Genomic DNA, 17,501 nt, shown 5'->3' on the forward strand with positions numbered 1-17,501 from the left:
TCCCGAACAGTTTTGCCGAGGGGGCGTTTCGTGTAAAGAGCAGCGGCCGCATATTTGTTCTACCAGCATGCAGCCAGCGTTCGGACGTCGACAGGAAGGCCCACCACATGCGCACTGATACCGGACAGGTGTTTCGTCTCGAGGATTACCGGCCGAGCGACTACCTGATCCCCAGGACCGAACTCGACTTCCGCCTCGGCGCAGACAACACAAGGGTGGTGGCAAGGCTGACGATCGAGCGGCGCGCTGGCGTCGACAAGCCGGTGCAACTGGAACTCGACGGCGACGGGCTGACATTGCGCCGGATCGAAATCGACGGCGAGACGGTCGATGCCGCCAATTTCGACGCCACGCCCGAGCGGCTGGTCATCTACACCCCACCGGCCTCAGGGCATTTCACCTTGCTGATCGAGACCGAGCTTGCACCATCGCGCAACGAGGCGCTGATGGGCCTCTATCGCTCCAGCAAGGTCTATTGCACCCAGTGCGAGGCGGAGGGCTTCCGCCGCATCACCTATTTCCTCGATCGGCCCGACATCCTGTCGGTCTACACCGTGCGCGTCGAGGCCGAGCGCGCCGAGGCGCCGCTACTGCTGGCCAACGGCAATCCGGTCGAGCTTGGCGATCTCGCCAACGGCTGGCACTATGCGGTCTGGCACGACCCCTTCCCCAAGCCGTCCTACCTGTTCGCGCTGGTCGCCGGCGACCTCGGCTGCATCAAGGACCGCTTCGTCACGGCTTCGGGCCGAGAGGTCGAGCTCGGCATCTATGTCGAGCACGGCAAGGAGAACCAGGCCGGCTACGCCATGGATTCGCTGCGCCGATCGATGAAATGGGACGAAGAGGTGTTCGGCTGCGAATACGATCTCGACGTCTTCAACATCGTCGCCGTGTCCGATTTCAACATGGGCGCGATGGAGAACAAGGGTCTCAACATCTTCAACGACAAGTACGTGCTTGCCGACGAGGAGACCGCGACGGACGCCGACTTCGCCAATATCGAGGCGATCATCGCGCATGAATATTTCCACAATTGGACAGGCAACAGAATCACTTGCCGCGACTGGTTCCAGCTCTGCCTCAAGGAAGGGCTGACCGTCTTCCGCGACCACGAGTTTTCCGCCGACCAGCGCTCGCGGCCGGTCAAGCGTATCGCCGAGGTGCGCACGCTGCGCGCCCACCAGTTCCCCGAGGACCAAGGGCCGCTGGCGCATCCGGTTCGCCCCAGGCGCTATCGCGAGATCAACAACTTCTACACGGCAACCGTCTACGAGAAGGGTTCGGAAGTGGTGCGGATGATCCGCACGGTGCTGGGCGCGGAGACCTTCCGCAAAGGCATGGACCTTTATTTCGAGCGCCATGACGGGGATGCCGCGACCATCGAGGACTTCCTCAAGGTGTTCGAGGACGTGTCGGGCCGCGACCTGTCGCAGTTCGCGCTCTGGTACCATCAGGCGGGTACGCCGAACCTCAGCGTGACGGCATCGCATAGCCCAGCCACGGCAGAATTCACCATCGAGATCGAGCAATCGGTGCCGCCGACGCCTGCGGAAAGCCGCAAGCGGCTGATGCACATCCCGCTCGCCTTCGGCCTCGTCGGCGCCGACGGCAAGGACATGGCCTATGGCAGCGCCGAGGGTGCGACCGTCGAAAACGGCGTCATCCACGTCCGCAAGCGCAAGCATGTAGTGACCTTCTCCGGAGTGAGCGAACGGCCGGTGCTGTCGGTCAACCGCGGCTTTTCGGCACCGATCACGCTGACCGTCGAGCAGCGCCCGGAGGACCAGATCTTCCTCGCCTCGCACGACAGCGATGCGTTCTCGCGCTGGCAGGCATTCAACACGCTTCTGACCGACGCCACCATCGGTGCCTTCAAGGACATCCTCGGCGGCAAGCGGCCCGAGTTGAGCGCCGACCTGGCGGCATTGGCCGGACGCATCGCCGGCGACGGCTCGCTCGAACATGCGTTCCGGGCACTGGCGCTGGCCATGCCGGGCGAAGCCGACATTGCCCGCGATATCGGCAAGAACATCGACCCCGATGCCATCTTCACCGGACGCGAGGCGCTGGCGCGCAAGATGGCGGAAGGCAACAGCGGAGTCTTTTCGCAGCTTTACGACAATTTGCGCATGTCGGGTCCGTTCTCGCCGGACGCCGCAAGTGCTGGCCGGCGGGCGCTGCGCAACACGCTGCTCGACTATCTCGCCATCCTGCCGGGCGGCGCCGCGCGCGCGGCAGCGCATTTCGCCTCGGCAACCAACATGACCGACCGTGCGGCCGCCCTTGCCGTGCTGGCACATCGCCATGCCGGCACGGAGGAAGCGAAGGAGGCGCTGGCCGAATTCGACAAGCGCTATCGCGGCGATCCACTGGTCATGGACAAGTGGTTCATGATCCAGGCGACAGCCCCCGGCGCCGGCGCAGTCGATGCCGTCAAGGCACTCACAGAGCACCCGGCCTTCTCGATTGCCAACCCCAACCGGGTGCGCTCGCTGATCGGCGGCTTTGCCAGCGCCAACCAGACCGGTTTCCACCGCGCCGACGGTGCCGGCTACACGTTCTTCGCGGAATCCGTACTGACGGTGGAAAAGCGCAATCCGCAGGTCGCCGCACGCCTCGCCACCGCGCTCAGGTCATGGCGTTCGCTCGAACCCAAGCGCCAGGCAAAGGCGCGTGCGGCCCTGCTCTCGATGCAAGCCAAGGAAGGGCTGTCGGCCGATCTGCGCGACATCATCGAACGCACGTTGGCCTGACAAGCGCCGAGAAATTCAGGCGAGGCCGATCTGACCTGAATTCGCTTCCCAGGGCAATGTTCCAGAACGCGGCGGCTCCCGAAACAGGGGCCGCCGTTTTGCTGCGCCGCTCATTCCGCTGACTTTTAGCCGAATTTTAATCTTTTTCCCCCGCCCCACTGGACAAGGCGAATCAGCTTTGATTCTTTAGTGACGATTCGGAAGTTCGGTGTATGCCGGATCATCTACCAGGAAACGGGATTTGGGGAGCCATTTATGGCAAAGGCGGACGCGTGGGGCGCGCCCGATGAGACTGCTTTTGGCCGTCGCAGGCAGGCGCGTGGCGCTGGCCTGTCGGGCAATGCACGTCTTATCGCGGAGCCCGCGTACCGCCGGCTCCTTGCCGCCGAGCCGCTGCTTCGCCGCTCCATTCCGACACTGATCGTCATCTTCCTGATCGTCGTTGCCGGTGCGCGCTTCCTGTCGATGATGGCCCTGCGCGACGATGTCGAACGCAACGCCAAGGCTATCCTGGCGCTTTCGGCCGGTGAGCTGGTCAACTCGCTGATGGCAGGCGCCACGACCGACGTGCCCTTCGCCGCCGCCAGCCATGACCTGCTCGAGCGCACGAGCCAGCAAGGCACGCTGAGCCGCAGCCATGTGATTGCGCTGACCGACGGGAATTTCCGCGTCGTCGCGGTCAGCCCGCAGTCGACCGGCTGGCAGGGCCAGTCACTCGACGCCATCATCTCGGGCGGGCAGCCGCTGTTCATGTTCGGCGACCGCGCCGGCGTGATGGACATCCGCATCGGCGGCCAGGACTGGCTGGCTGCGGTCAGCCTCGCCGACGACAAGCGGGCGGCAGCGGCGGCCATGGTGCCGAAGGAGGCCGTGTTCGCCGACTGGCGCAAGACGGTGTCGCTCAACGTCGCGCTGTTCGTGATGACGGCCGGCATCCTGATCATCATCCTCTATGCCTATTTCAGCCAGGCGGCGCGCGCCCAGGCCGCCGACGGCATCTATCTCGAAGCGCATGAGCGCATCGATCTCGCCCTTGTCCGCGGCAAATGCGGGCTGTGGGATTGGGACATGGTTCGAGGCAAGATGTACTGGTCGGGCTCGATGTACCAGTTGCTCGGCTACGAGGCCTGCGAGGCGATGCTGTCGTTCGGCGAAGTGGCGCGCATCATCCACCCCGAAGACGGCGACCTGTTCGAACTGGCCAACCAGGTGGTGGCCCGCGAAGTCGACCATATCGACCGAGTCTTCCGCATGCGCCATGCCGATGGGCGCTGGGTGTGGATGCGCGCCCGCGCCCAGGTCGTCGACCCCGAAGCGCCCGAGATCCAGATGACCGGCATTGCCGTCGACATTACCGAGCAGCGGCATCTGGCGCTGCGCTCGGAGGCCGCGGACCAGCGGCTGCGGGCGGCGATCGAGAACATCACCGAATCCTTCGTGCTTTGGGACGCCAGCGACAGGCTGGTGATGTGCAATTCGAAATACCAGCACGACAACGGCCTGAGCGACCGCGACGTGCTGCCGGGTACGGCCCGCCAAGATCTCGAAGAGCGCATGGTCGCATTCGTGTCCGAGCGGCGGCTGGCCAGCGCCAACGGCCCGCGTGCCGGCGCGTCCTATGAACGCCAGTTGGCGGACGGGCGCTGGCTGCAGGTCAACGAACTGACCACCCGCGACGGCGGCCTTGTTTCTGTCGGTTCCGACATCACCCAGATCAAGCAGCACCAAGACAAGCTGATGGAGAGCGAGCGCCGGCTGATGGCGACGATCCACGATCTCAGCCTGGCGCGACGCTCCGAAGAGGAACGCTCGGGCGAACTGGTCGAGCTCAACCGCAAGTACATGAAGGAAACCGAGCGCGCCGAGGCGGCCAATCGCGCCAAGTCGGAATTCCTCGCCAACATGTCGCATGAGCTTCGTACGCCGCTCAACGCGGTGATCGGTTTTTCGGAGCTGATGGAGGGACGGCTGTTCGGACCGCTCGGCTCGCCGCGCTACGAGGAATATGCCCGCGACATCAACTCCAGCGGCAAGTATCTCCTGGGCGTCATCAACGACATCCTCGACATGTCGAAGATCGAGGCCGGCCAGTTCTCGATGGATCGCGAAGAGATCGACCTCTGCCCGCTGATCCGCGAGACGGTCAGGGTCGTCTCGCTGCAGGCGGCGCAGAAATCGATCACCGTCGAGACACAGATCGCCGAGCAGATGACGCTGTTCGCCGACCGCCGCGCGATCAAGCAGATCGTCATCAACCTTCTGTCGAACGCGGTGAAGTTCACCGGCCAGGGCGGCCGCATCACGGTGCGGGCACGCAACGCCTCGGGCGCGCTGACACTGAGCATCGAAGACAATGGCTGCGGCATTCCCAAGCACGCGCTGGGCAAGCTCGGCCGTCCGTTCGAGCAGGTGCAGAACCAGTTCTCGAAGAACCACGAAGGTTCAGGCCTCGGCCTCGCCATTTCGCGCTCGCTAGCCGAGCTGCATGGCGGCGCGCTGAAAATCAGGTCCACCGAAGGCGTCGGAACGATCGTTTCGGTGCGCATACCGGTGCGCCGGATCGAGCGGCTGGCCAAGGCAGCCTGAGGCCACCCCGGAGGTCAAAGCCCCCCGGGGCGGCAAGCCGGCGTTACTGCTGGTGACGCTTGCCATGCCCGTTGCGGGTCGGCATCTCGTCCTTGACGATCTTGCCGTCGTCGTTGCGATCCATCAGCGCAAACATCTTCTTCTGGCGCGATTCGATCTCCGCCTTGGTCAGTTCGCCGTCGCCATTGGCATCGAACCGCTTGATGAGACGTTCGGCCATGCGCTCGGCGCGCATGCGCTGGATCTGGTCGGCCACCTCGGCGACGGTGATCTTGCCGTCCGCATTGCCGTCGGCGTCGACCAGCCGCTCGTTCATCGCCGCCGTGAACTCCTCGAAGGTGACGTCACCGCTCTTGTCGGCATCGGCCCGCTCGAAGCGCATCTGCGGCTTCATGCCCTGGCCGCGCGAGGGCTGTGCGGCGGCGAAGGCGGAGGTGCCGGCCGTGCCCGCGAGGGCGAGAAAGGCGATGGCGATCTTCGTTGACTTGCTCATGGGGTTTCTCCTGTTGCATCGACACCCCCGATGCTGATCGAAGCCCAAGCGTGGCGTCCCACCGCCCTCACTTGCGCTTCGCACGAAGCAAACGGTCGAAGTGTGTCCTGACCGTTTGCGACGTCTCCTTGAGATGTGCCTCCAGCACGCCGAAATCGGGAAGGTCGGTTGCCGCAAGCAGCAGGTCCGACAGCCCCGGCGGAACATCGTTCCGCTCGAACGCACCGGTGAGGCACAGCCTCGTCATCTGTGTGATGGCCGAATAGAGCCCATAGGCTTGGACCAGGTCCTGCCGCACCTGCGCATCGGCAAAGCCGGGCGCGAGCCGGTGAAGCGTGTCGGCCGTGCCGGTGGCATGGCCCTCTCCTTCGATCCTGCCGGTCAGCACCGCCACCTGGGCGATGAATTCGAGGTCGATCAGCCCGCCGGACACAAGCTTGATGTCCCAGAGGTCGTGCGGCGGCTTTTCGTCCTCGATCATCTGACGCATGTCGCGCGCCTCGGCGGCAACCTTGGCGGTATCGCGCGGCAAGGCGATGATGGAGGCCACCTCGGCTTCGACCTCGGCGCACAACGAGGCGTTCCCGGCGATGGGCCGCGCGCGCGTCAGCGCCATGTGTTCCCAGGTCCAGGCTTCCTCGCGCTGGTATTTGCGGAAGGACGAGATGTGGGTCGCGACCGGCCCCTTGTTGCCCGAAGGGCGCAGCCGGAGATCCAGCTCGTAGAGCACACCTTCCGCGGTCGGGGCGGATACCGCCGCGATGAGGCGCTGGGTCATGCGGGCATAGTAGTGCGAGGGGGCAAGCGGCTTGTCGCCGTCGGATTCCTCGGCGCTCTCAAGGTGGTCGTAGAGCAGGATCAGGTCGACGTCGGAACCGGCGGTCAGTTCGCGGCTGCCGAGCTTGCCCATGCCCAAGATCGCCACCCGGGCGCCTGCCACCTTGCCATGGCGGCGGGCGAACTCGGCCTCGACGGCTTCAAGGGCAGCACCCACGGTCAGGTCGGCGAGATCGGAGAAGGCCTTGCCGGCACGTGCCGGATCGATCGCACCGGCCAGCAAACGGACGCCAATCAGGAACTTCTGTTCCGCGGCGAAGATGCGCAGGCGGTCGAGCACGTCCTCGTAGAGCCGGGTGCTTTCGAGGAATGCCGAGAGACGGGTCGCGAGATAGGCGCGGTTGGGCAGTTCGGACAGCAATGCGGGATCGAGCAGGCCGTCGAAGACGTGCGGCCGGCGCGTGATGATGGCGGCAAGCCGGGGGGCGGCACCCATGATGGTGGCGAGCAGCTTGAGCAGCGCCGGATTGGACTGGAGCAGCGAAAACAGCTGGATGCCTGCCGGCAGTCCTGCGAGGAACTCGTCGAAGCGCATCAGTGCCTCGTCGGCCCGGCGCGTCTTGCCGAAGGCTTCGAGCAGCGCCGGGGTGAGCTCAGTCAAGCGCTCGCGGGCTTCGGCCGACTGGGTGGCGCGATAGCGGCCGAAATGCCAGCTGCGGATGACACGGCAGATGTCCGACGGCCGCTGGAAGCCGAGCTGGCGCAGTGTGTGCAGCGTGTCGGGGTCGTCGACATCGCCGGTGAAGACGAGGTTGCCGATGCCGGCTGAAAGCTCGGGCGCGGCTTCGAACAGCGCCGCATAATGCCGCTCGACCTCCTGCAGCGAGGCGCGGAAGGTCTGGGAGAAGGCTACTGCATCGGCGAAGCCGAGCATGTGGGCAATGCGCTCCAGCCCCTCGTCGTCCTCGGGCAGGGTATGGGTCTGTTCGTCGGCGACCATCTGGATGGCGTGCTCGACGCGGCGCAGGAACCAGTACTGCCGTTCGAGCGCGTCGCGGGCTTCCATGGTGATCCAGCCGCGCACGGCGAGCTGGTCGAGCATCGGCACGGTGGCGCGGCCACGCAGCTCGGGAAAGCGGCCGCCGGCGATCAGTTGCTGGGTCTGGACGAAGAACTCGATCTCGCGGATGCCGCCGCGGCCAAGCTTGACGTTGTGGCCTTTGACGGCGACCTCGCCGTGGCCCTTGTGGGCGTGGATCTGGCGCTTGATCGAGTGGACGTCGGCGATGGCCGCATAGTCCATGTATTTGCGCCAGACATAGGGCTGCAGCTCTTTGAGGAAGGCTTCGCCGGCAGCAATATCGCCCGCCACCGGGCGCGCCTTGATCATCGCCGCGCGCTCCCAGTTCTGGCCGCGGCTTTCGTAATAGTGGAGTGCTGCATGGACCGAGATCGCCAGCGGCGTCGATCCGGGATCGGGACGCAGGCGCAGGTCGGTGCGGAAGACATAACCGTGCTCCGTACGGTCCTGCATGATGCGGACCAGGCGCCGGGTCAGGCGCGCGAACAGCTCGGTCGCTTCGAGCGGGTCGATGATCGCCGGTGCCTCGGGATCGAAGAACACGACGAGATCGATGTCGGAGGAGAAGTTCAATTCGTGGGCGCCGAGCTTGCCCATGCCGAGCAGGATCCAGCCGGAACCGACAGTCGGGTTGTCGGGATCGGACAGCTTGAGCTTGCCCTGGTCATGCGCATCCCGGAGCAGGAAGTTCACCGCCGCACTGGTGCAAAGGTCGGCCAGCTCGCTCAGCCTGTGAACGCTGGCAGAGGCGGTTGCTTCGCCGGAGAGGTCGGCCAGCGCGATGAGGAAATGCGCCTCCGCCTTCAGCCGGCGCAGCCGCATCATCAGCATAGCCTCCGTCACCCCCTCCTCACTGGGGGATGCCGCGATCGCTTCGCCGATTTCCTGAAGCCGCTGCTCGATCGACCGGTCAAACAACCGGTCGAGCATTTCGAGCTGACGCCTGGCACTGTGGCGCATGAACTCCGAAAGGTCGAAGACTGCGGCAAGCAACCCTTGGGCCGGGCCCTTGGCTTTCAGGAACGAGGCGAGCCGATCAAGGCCCTCCTCCTTGGCCAAGACGGCGAGTTCGGACAGTTCCCGCCAGGCACGTTCGGGATCGAGCGGTGCGATCTCTATCTTGGGCTCCAGCCGCCATTCGGTCGCTTTCTGTCTGGCAGCAGTTTTCATCTATTCGTCCTTCGGTCCGGGGAAACCCATCAGGACCGATAATCCGGGATTGCCGGGCAGGAGATCAAGCCGGCCATTGTGAAACTTCATCACGGCCTTGGCGAGACTGAGGCCAAGGCCGGAACCCGGCTGCGACCGGCTCTTTTCCAGCCTTACGAAGCGCTCGGTGGCGCGCTTGCGGTCGCCTTCGTCGGGGATGCCTTCGCCGTTGTCGGCGACCTGGACCCGGATTTCGTCGCCCTCGCGTCGCAAGGTGACATCGACATGAGGTTTTTCGACTGCCCCTGCGGAATACTTGATGGCGTTGTCGACGATGTTCGAAAGCGCCTGGGCGATCAGTTCACGATTGCCGCTGACGACAAAGTCGCCGTCGATCGTTGCTTCGAGGCCGACACCCAGTTCTTCGGCGACAGGCTCGTAAAGTTCCACGACGTCCCGAACGACCGCAGCCAAGTCGACCTTGGCCACGGTTTCGGCGGAGTAGCCCGCCTCGAGCCGCGAAATCATCAGGATGGCGTTGAAGGTGCGGATAAGCTGGTCGGATTCGGCGATGGTGCCTTCCAGCGCCTCGCGATAGTCGGCGCCGGTCTTCTTGCCCGACAATGCAGCTTCGGCGCGGTTGCGCAGGCGCGTCAGCGGCGTCTTGAGATCGTGGGCGATGTTGTCGGAGACCTGCTTGAGCCCGTCGTTGAGATGGGCGATGCGGGCCAGCATGGCGTTGAGGTTCTCGGACAGGCGGTCGAACTCGTCGCCAGCACCGGTGACAGGCAGGCGGCCGCTCAGGTCGCCCCCCATGATGCGCCGGCTGGCCTCGGAAACGCCGTCGATGTGCTTCAGCGCGCGGCGGCCGACGAAATACCAGATCAGCAGGCCACCAAACCCCATCATGCCGAGCGCCAGCATCAGCGAGCGCTGGATGACGTCGCGGAAACGCTCGGGCTCGCCGAGGTCGCGGCCGACCATCAGGATCATCTGGTTGGGCAGCCGCAGCACCACGGCAATGGCGTTGTGCCCGACTTCGGTGGCGGCTTCCACTTCACCCTGCTCGGCGGCGCCCTGGGAACGTCGGCCGGAGGCCTCGCCATAGCGCTCGTAGGAGAACGGCAGAGCGGTCCAGCCCTCGCGCTGCAGGACACCGGGCTGGATGCTCTGGACATTGCCCGAAAGGATGCGACCGTTGGGATCGGCCAGCAGATAGAGGTTTGCGCCCGGCTGGCGCGAGCGTTGCTCGACCACGCGCACAAGAACCGGGATGCCGCCGCGCTGGTAGGCGCGGCCGAGGCCCTGGACTTCCTCGTTGATGGTTTCCTGCGACTGGGCCAACAGCATGCGCGCCGACAGCGACGTCATGTAGAAGACCAGGAGCACCGCGCACAGGGCAAACAGCAACAAATAGAGCGCCGAAAGGCGCGCCGCCGTGGTTTTCATGATGGCCGGCAGCCTGAGCGCCATCAGCCGGCCTTGAGCATGTAGCCGGCGCCGCGAATAGTGTGCAGGATCGGCTTGTCGAAGCCCTTTTCGATCTTGCCGCGCAGCCGCGAGACATGGACGTCGATGACGTTGGTCTGCGGATCGAAATGATAGTCCCAGACGTTTTCGAGCAGCATCGTGCGCGTCACCACCTGGCCGGCGTGGCGCATCAGGTATTCGAGCAGGCGGTATTCGCGCGGCTGCAGGGTGATTTCCTGCGACGAGCGCCGCACCGAATGGGAGAGCCGGTCGAGTTCGAGATCGCCGACCCGGTAGACCGTCTCGGATTCGCGCGCCGGGGCACGACGGTTCAGCACTTCGACGCGGGCGAGCAGTTCGGAGAAGGCGTAGGGCTTGGTCAGGTAGTCGTCGCCGCCGGCGCGCAGGCCGGTCACCCGGTCATCGACCTCGCCGAGAGCCGACAGGATCAGGACGGGGGTGGTATTGCCGCGCGAACGCAGACCGGCGATCACCGACAGGCCGTCGCGGCGGGGCAGCATGCGGTCGACGACCATGACGTCGTATTCGCCAGCGTCCGCAAGCGCGAAACCGGAATCGCCGTCACCCGCCACATGGGCAGTATGTCCGGCCTCGGCGAAAGCTTTCTGCAGATAATCCGCTGCCTCGCGGTCATCTTCGATGACGAGAATCTTCATGCCGCCGTTATAAACGATTTTGCCTGAGATCAGAGGCGCCATGTCGTACTCCTCTTGCATGCGAAAGCGGCAGCGGGCGATGGGAAGTCCGCTGCCGCCGGGGCCGGAACGAAGACTAACAAACTATCCGGCACCGTCAGCTCCCATCGGGGCGGCTCGGGGGTGATGAAACCGCCCGACGGGAGAGACCGTTCAGCCCTGGCCGACAGGCAAGGCGACGAAGCGGTTGGTGTCTTCACGGCTGATCTGGAAGAGCACTGCCTTGCGGCCGGCTTTCGCCGCCTGCTCGATGGCAGCCGAGACGTCCGCCGGACCCTTGACCTCGACCGAGTTGACCGAGGTGATGACGTCGCCTGCCTGGATGCCGCGATCGGCGGCATCGCTGGACGGATCGACATCGGTGACCACGAGACCCTTGCCGTCCTCGGATGGCGTGACGGTCAGGCCGAGGTCTGCCAGCGAGGTCGGTTCGCCGGGTTCAGCCGACTGATCGGCAGAGGCCTGCTTGTCGCCACCCGGAATCTCGCCGAGGCCGACCTTGACCGTTTCGGCCTTGCCATTGCGCCAGACCGTGATGTCGACCGACTTTCCGGGCGTGATGCCGGCGATCAGGCGCGACAGTTCCTTGGGCGAGGCAACATCCTGGCCGTCGACGCCGGTGATGATGTCGCCGGCAACGATGCCCGCCTTCTTGGCCGGGCCGGTGTCCTGGGCGCTTGCAACAAGGGCACCCTTCTCGCTCTTCAAGCCGAGGGACTCCGCGATGTCCGACGTGACCGGCTGGATTTCCACGCCGAGCCAGCCGCGCTGGACACTGCCGCTCTTCATCAGGTCCTGCACCACCTGCTTGGCGGTCGAGGCAGGAATGGCGAAGGCGATGCCGACATTGCCGCCAGAAGGCGAGAAGATGGCAGTGTTGATGCCGACGACTTCGCCATTGAGGTTGAAGGCGGGACCGCCCGAATTGCCGCGGTTGACCGCAGCGTCGATCTGCAGGAAGTCGTCGTAAGGACCAGCGCCGATGTCACGGCCGCGGGCCGAGACGATACCGGCAGTGACGGTGCCGCCGAGGCCGAAGGGATTGCCGACAGCCACGACCCAGTCGCCGACCCGCACCTTCGCGTCATCGGCAAAGCCGACATAGGTGAACTTGGCGTCGGCTTCGACCTTGAGCACGGCCAGATCAGTGCGCGGGTCGGTGCCGATCAGCTTGGCGTCGTATTCCTTGCCGTCGTCGGTGACCACCGTATAGGCGCTGCCATCTTCGACCACGTGGTTGTTGGTGACGAGATAGCCGTCCTCGGAGATGAAGAAGCCCGACCCCTGGGCAACCGGACGCGGCTTCATCTGGCCACGGTCACCACGGTTCGAGCGCGGAGCGCGGTTCTGGGTGCCATCTTCGCCAAACTGGCGGAAGAAGCGCTTCAGCGGATGGTTGTCGGGGAGGTTGTCGAACCCCTGCTGGTCTGAGAAGGGCGAGTCGCCACGGTCTGATGCCGGTGCAATCTTGGCCTTGACCTGGACGCTGACGACAGCGGGGGAAACCTGCGAAACGACGTCGGCGAAGCCTGGCGCCTGAGGTGCCTCGACACGCACGGCTTCGGCGAAAACCGGTGCCGTTCCGCCTGCAACTGCACCAATACCGATCGCGCCAGCGAGGGCAATGGAAGCGGCGGCGGCCATGAAACGCTTGCGCGAACGCGAAAGGGAGGTGGGAGCGTTGCTCATAGTCTCTGATCCTCTTGAACGGGATGCCTTGGATTCGCATCCGATGGCTCAAGAGATAGAGAGGCTCACATTACGGCACCATTTCCGAAGCATGAAACTTTCGTAATGTTTGTCGTGTCAGACGTCCTTGCGCAGGATCGCGTCGAGCGCTTCCTGCTCGTCCTTGCTCAAGGCGGCCGGTTCCTGCCGGCGGCGCGAGCGCGCCGACAAGAAAACGAAAGCGCCGCCGCCGAGCAGCAGCAGGAGCGGCGTGCCCCACAGCAAGGCGTTACGCAGGTTGAACTGCGGCTTCAGCAGGACGAACTCGCCGTAGCGCGAGACGATGTAGTCCATCACCTGTTCGTCGCTGTCGCCGGCGACCAGCCTCTCACGCAAAAGCACGCGCAGGTCGGCGGCCAGTTCGGCATCGGATTCGTCGATGGACTGGTTCTGGCAGACCATGCAGCGCAACTCCTCCGACAGCAGGCGCGCGCGCGCCTCCAGCTTCGGATCGGCAAGCATCTCGCTGGGTTTCACCGCAAGCGCCGTCCCCGCGAAAAGGAAGGCGGCGAGGAAGCCTGCAATGGCCGGCAGTTTCGTCTTCATGTCGCGACCGGGCTGGGTTTCTTGTCGGCGGACTTGCGCTTCGCCGGCGCACCGACGCGCAGCCGACGGTCCATCAGCGACACGAAGCCGCCCGCCATCATCACCAGCGTGCCGCCCCAGATCAAGGTCACCAGCGGCTTCCACCAGACACGCACGACCACCGCTCCGTCGTTGGCTTCATCGCCTAGCGAGATGTAGAGCTGGCTGAGCCACAACGTCTTGATGCCGGCCTCCGTCGTCGGCATCTGGCGTACAGGATAGAAGCGCTTGGCCGAGACGATCTCGGCAACCGGCTGTCCGGCAGGGCCAAGCAGTGAGAAACGCCCCTGGTCTTCGGTAAAATTGGGTCCGCGCACAGGCTGCAAGCCCTCGAAGCGGAGGCGGTGACTGGCGATCTCTAGCACCTGCCCGGGCTTCATGACGAGGATCGCCTCCTTCTCGAACGACAGGACCCCGACGATGCCGAGCAGGGTCAATCCAAGGCCGAGGTGGGCGAGCGCCGTACCGAACACCGATCGCGGCAGGCCGAGGAAGCGGCGCAGCGCGACCTTAGGCGCGACATTGCCGATGCCGGCCTTCAGCGCGAGGTCAGTCAGGGCTCCGAGCACCAGCCAGGTGGCAAGCCCTGCCCCAAGGGCGGCGAACACCGAAGCGCCGTCGATGAACAGGAAGGTGACGAGGACGACCAGAAGAGCTGCGCCGAATGCGAACATCAGCCGTTGCGCCACCGCAGCAACGTCACCGCGCTTCCAGGCGAGCAGCGGCCCGAACGGCACGAGCACCAGGAGCGGCATCATCAGCGGGCCAAAAGTGAGGTTGAAGAACGGCTCGCCGACCGAAATCTTCTCGCCGAACAGCGCCTCGACCACCAACGGATAGAGCGTGCCGATCAGCACGGTGGCAGTGGCCGTGGTGAGAAACAGGTTGTTGAGCACCAGCGCGCCTTCGCGCGAGATGGGATGGAAGATACCGCCGGCCGTCAGCGAGGACGCGCGCAGCGCAAACAGCGCAAGCGAACCGCCGATGAACACGGTGAGGATGCCGAGGATGAACACGCCTCGGCTCGGATCGCTGGCAAAGGCATGCACCGACGTCAGCACGCCCGAGCGTACCAGGAAGGTGCCGAGCAACGACAGCGAGAACGTCAGGATGGCAAGCAGCAGCGTCCAGATCTTCAGCGCCGAGCGCTTTTCCATGACGATGGCCGAATGCAACAGCGCGGTGCCGGCGAGCCAGGGCATGAAAGAGGCGTTCTCGACCGGATCCCAGAACCAGAAGCCACCCCAGCCGAGCTCGTAATAAGCCCAGTAGGAGCCCATGGCGATGCCACCGGTGAGGAACACCCAGGCGGCCAGCGTCCATGGGCGTACCCAGCGCGCCCACGCAGCGTCGATGCGCCCCTCGATCAGGGCTGCCACGGCGAAGGAAAAACAGACCGAAAAGCCGACATAGCCAAGATAAAGCAGCGGCGGATGCACGGCGAGGCCGATGTCCTGGAGGATCGGATTGAGATCCTTGCCTTCGATCGGCGCCGGGATCAGTCGGGTGAAAGGATTCGACGTGATCAGGATGAAGAGCAGGAAAGCCGTGCCGATCCAGCCCTGGACGGCGAGCACATTTGCCCGAAGCGTGGCCGGAAGATTGCTGCCGAAGGCCGCAACCAACGCACCGAAGAAGCTGAGGATCATCACCCAAAGCAACATCGAGCCTTCGTGATTGCCCCATGTGCCGGTGAACTTGTAGATCATCGGCTTGAGCGAATGCGAGTTTTCCCAGACATTGACGAGCGAAAAGTCGGACTGGACATAGGCCAGCGTCAGGACCGCAAAGGAAAGCGCAATCATGGCGAAGCCGGTGACGGTCACCGGACCGCCGACCGCCATCAGCTTCGCGTCGCCCTTGTAGGCTCCGTAGAGCGGCACCAGCGACTGCACCAGCGACAAGACGAGCGCCAGGACAAGCGCGAAGTGACCCATCTCGACCATGTCAGCACCGTCCGCCGTTCATTGCGCGCTTTCCTGCCAGACGCCCTTTTCCTTCAGGCTGTCGGCGACTTCCTTGGGCATGTAATTCTCATCGTGCTTGGCCAGCACGCTATCGGCCACAAACACGCCGTCCGATCCAAAGCTACCCTCGGTTATCACGCCCTGCCCTTCCCGAAACAGATCGGGCAGAAGGCCAGTGTAGCGCACTTTGACCGTTTCTTCGGAATCGGTGACCCCGAACGCAACTTCGGTGCCCTGGCCGCGAACGATGGTGCCATTCTCGACGAGACCGCCGAGACGAATGCGCTGGCCTGGCTCGAGGGTCGCCGCCTGCAGGTCGGCGGGCATGTAGAAATAGGATGCCTTCTGGCCGAGCGCATAAAAGGTAAGCGCGGTCGCCGCGCCGAGAAAGGCCAGCGCACCAGCGATGACCGACAGGCGTTTCTGTTTGCGCGTCATGGGCTACTCCGTGACCTTCAGGCCAAGCGAGCCGGCCAGTTCGGTGAGCTTGCGGCCATCCTCGCTGTCGCGGCCAAGCGCTTCGTAGGCACGCCCCAGCGCTTCCTGGGCCAGTTCGGTCTTGCCGAGCACCTGATAGGAACGCACGAGCCGCAGCCAGCCTTCCGGATCGCGCGGGTTCTGGCGCAGCTTCTCGTCCAAGGTCGCAACCATGCCTTCGATCATCGCCGTGCGATCGCCCGACGACATGGAGGCTGCAGCATCGATGTCGCTCTGGTTCGGCCCGGGAGCACCCGCCGCTTGGTTAGCCGGGGCGCCAGGCGCTTCTGCCTGGGCAACGGCCTGTTCGGCTACTGAACGCCATGGCGAATCCGCCGGCAAGCTCTCGGCCAGCTGACGCCAGGCGATGGCCGCCTCGGCAACCTTGCCCTCTTGGGCCAGAGCCAGGCCCAGGAAATAGCGGGCCTTTGGATTGGCAGGCTCGAGCTTGAGTGCGGCTTCGAAGGCAACGCTGGCCTCAGAAGTGACGATGCCGCCCGAAACGCCGGCGATTGCCTCGCCAAGACCCGACTGACGTGCGGCGGTGGAGCCTTCGAGGCGGATCGCATTGCGATAGGCGGTGACGGCGTCGTCGGCCCGGCCCATGCGCTGGTAAATCGGTGCCAGAACGTCCCATCCTCGGCCATCCGATGGGTTGGCGATCAGATGCGCCTCGGCACGGGCAATCAGTTCGTCGACCGAACTGTCGGCCGGCTTCTGCTCGAGACGTGCCTTCAAGGGCTGCGACGGCACATCCGGTGAGCCGATCGCCGTGTAGATGCTCCAGGTCAGCACAGGAATCGCCAGCACGGCGACAACGCCGACCAGCCGCGGCGCAAGCGGCGATGCGCTTTTCGCCTTCGACCCGCTTTCCGCATCGAGTTTGATAATACGGCGCGCAATCTCGGCGCGTGCCTGCTCGGCTTCGGAGGGCGCGATCAGCCCGCGCGCGGCATCCTTGTCGAGTTCGGTCAGTTGATCGCGATAGACTTCAAGGTCGTGGCTGGTGTCGGCTTCGCCTTCGGCCTGTCGCGCCAAGGGCAACAGAACCGCAAGGCTCGCACCAAGTGTCAATACAGCGGCTATGACCCAGAACAGCATGGCACCTAAATAGCTAGCAGCCTCCATGCTGCCAACATCTCCGTCCTGCGGCTTATTGACGGCGGGCGCCGTTGCCAAAGCAACAACGCGTGACAATTCAGGTCAGAGGCGTCCAGCTGCCATCCGCGTTGCGGCAGGCCGTACCGCGAGCAACCAGCGGCGTGCCTGTCGTGAACACGGTCTGCGAATACTGGCGGCAGTCCTGCGATCCGACCCGATACGGCTGCGCGGCGACGACTTCGCCGGAACGGGACCCGCCTTTCCAGGCAACGCCCTGTCCGCCCTGGCCGTATTCCAGTGCGCGGTACTCGGCCTCGAGCGCCTTGCGCCGGTCACCATCGCTCAGGCCATTGCCGATCGAACCACCGATCAAGCCGCCATCCATCGCGTTGATGATGCGCGCTGCAACCTTGCCGTTGGAAGCCCCGCTATCGCCGCCGCCGAGCGCCGGCACGATTCCGCCGCCGCTGCTCAAACCGGAGGTCGTGCATCCGGAGCCGGCAAGCAGTCCCGCAACCAGTGCCACCCGAAGTCTCATGCTCATCACCGGTTCCGAATTTGCTTCCGCTTACAAGGGCTTGGCGCCGCGTTAGATTGCATCTTTGGCCGAAATGGGGC

12 protein-coding genes are annotated in these 17,501 nt (G+C 64.7%); 2 read left to right on the plus strand and 10 right to left on the minus strand.

What is annotated here, in order from left to right; genetic code table 11:
* The first annotated feature begins 107 nt into the window (after positions 1 to 107).
* Together pepN and GGQ99_RS17555 are read left to right on the plus strand one after the other, a co-directional pair.
* Complete coding sequence (gene pepN, locus GGQ99_RS17550) at positions 108 to 2,753, plus strand: aminopeptidase N (RefSeq protein ID WP_183263529.1); 2,646 nt, start codon at positions 108 to 110, stop codon at positions 2,751 to 2,753.
* Between the two features lie 255 nt (positions 2,754 to 3,008).
* Entirely contained in the window at positions 3,009 to 5,339 is a 2,331-nt protein-coding gene (locus GGQ99_RS17555) for a PAS domain-containing sensor histidine kinase (protein ID WP_183263530.1), read from the plus strand.
* Between the two features lie 43 nt (positions 5,340 to 5,382).
* Here GGQ99_RS17555 and GGQ99_RS17560 read toward each other — a convergent pair whose 3' ends face one another.
* From GGQ99_RS17560 to GGQ99_RS17605, 10 genes are all read right to left on the minus strand, one after another.
* Positions 5,383 to 5,832 (minus strand): EF-hand domain-containing protein, encoded by a 450-nt coding sequence (locus tag GGQ99_RS17560; protein WP_183263531.1) that lies wholly within the window; start codon positions 5,830 to 5,832, stop codon positions 5,383 to 5,385.
* Between the two features lie 67 nt (positions 5,833 to 5,899).
* Positions 5,900 to 8,860, minus strand: coding sequence for a bifunctional [glutamine synthetase] adenylyltransferase/[glutamine synthetase]-adenylyl-L-tyrosine phosphorylase (locus GGQ99_RS17565; RefSeq protein WP_183263532.1), 2,961 nt, complete (start codon positions 8,858 to 8,860; stop codon positions 5,900 to 5,902).
* A complete protein-coding gene (locus GGQ99_RS17570) occupies positions 8,861 to 10,312 on the minus strand; it encodes a sensor histidine kinase (RefSeq protein WP_183263533.1) in 1,452 nt (483 codons plus the stop codon).
* Positions 10,312 to 10,986 carry a response regulator transcription factor gene (locus tag GGQ99_RS17575; protein WP_108609987.1) on the minus strand — a complete coding sequence of 225 codons (675 nt, stop codon included), beginning with the start codon at positions 10,984 to 10,986 and terminating at the stop codon, positions 10,312 to 10,314. The genes GGQ99_RS17570 and GGQ99_RS17575 overlap by 1 nt, the downstream gene beginning before the upstream one ends.
* Before the next feature lie 192 nt (positions 10,987 to 11,178).
* Positions 11,179 to 12,714 carry a Do family serine endopeptidase gene (locus tag GGQ99_RS17580; protein WP_183263534.1) on the minus strand — a complete coding sequence of 512 codons (1,536 nt, stop codon included), beginning with the start codon at positions 12,712 to 12,714 and terminating at the stop codon, positions 11,179 to 11,181.
* A 117-nt stretch (positions 12,715 to 12,831) separates the two neighbouring features.
* Entirely contained in the window at positions 12,832 to 13,299 is a 468-nt protein-coding gene (locus tag GGQ99_RS17585; RefSeq protein WP_183263535.1) for a cytochrome c-type biogenesis protein, read from the minus strand.
* Complete coding sequence (locus GGQ99_RS17590; protein ID WP_183263536.1) at positions 13,296 to 15,284, minus strand: heme lyase CcmF/NrfE family subunit; 1,989 nt, start codon at positions 15,282 to 15,284, stop codon at positions 13,296 to 13,298. Before GGQ99_RS17590 ends, GGQ99_RS17585 begins: the two co-directional genes overlap by 4 nt.
* 18 nt (positions 15,285 to 15,302) lie before the next feature.
* Positions 15,303 to 15,743, minus strand: coding sequence for a cytochrome c maturation protein CcmE (ccmE, locus tag GGQ99_RS17595; protein WP_183263537.1), 441 nt, complete (start codon positions 15,741 to 15,743; stop codon positions 15,303 to 15,305).
* A 3-nt stretch (positions 15,744 to 15,746) separates the two neighbouring features.
* Positions 15,747 to 16,883, minus strand: coding sequence for a c-type cytochrome biogenesis protein CcmI (gene ccmI, locus GGQ99_RS17600; protein WP_108608826.1), 1,137 nt, complete (start codon positions 16,881 to 16,883; stop codon positions 15,747 to 15,749).
* Positions 16,884 to 16,980: 97 nt separating this feature from the next.
* Positions 16,981 to 17,427 (minus strand): hypothetical protein, encoded by a 447-nt coding sequence (locus tag GGQ99_RS17605; protein WP_245439463.1) that lies wholly within the window; start codon positions 17,425 to 17,427, stop codon positions 16,981 to 16,983.
* Positions 17,428 to 17,501: the final 74 nt, after the last annotated feature.

The organism is Aminobacter niigataensis (assembly GCF_014200015.1).
GTDB classification, from domain to species: domain Bacteria; phylum Pseudomonadota; class Alphaproteobacteria; order Rhizobiales; family Rhizobiaceae; genus Aminobacter; species Aminobacter niigataensis.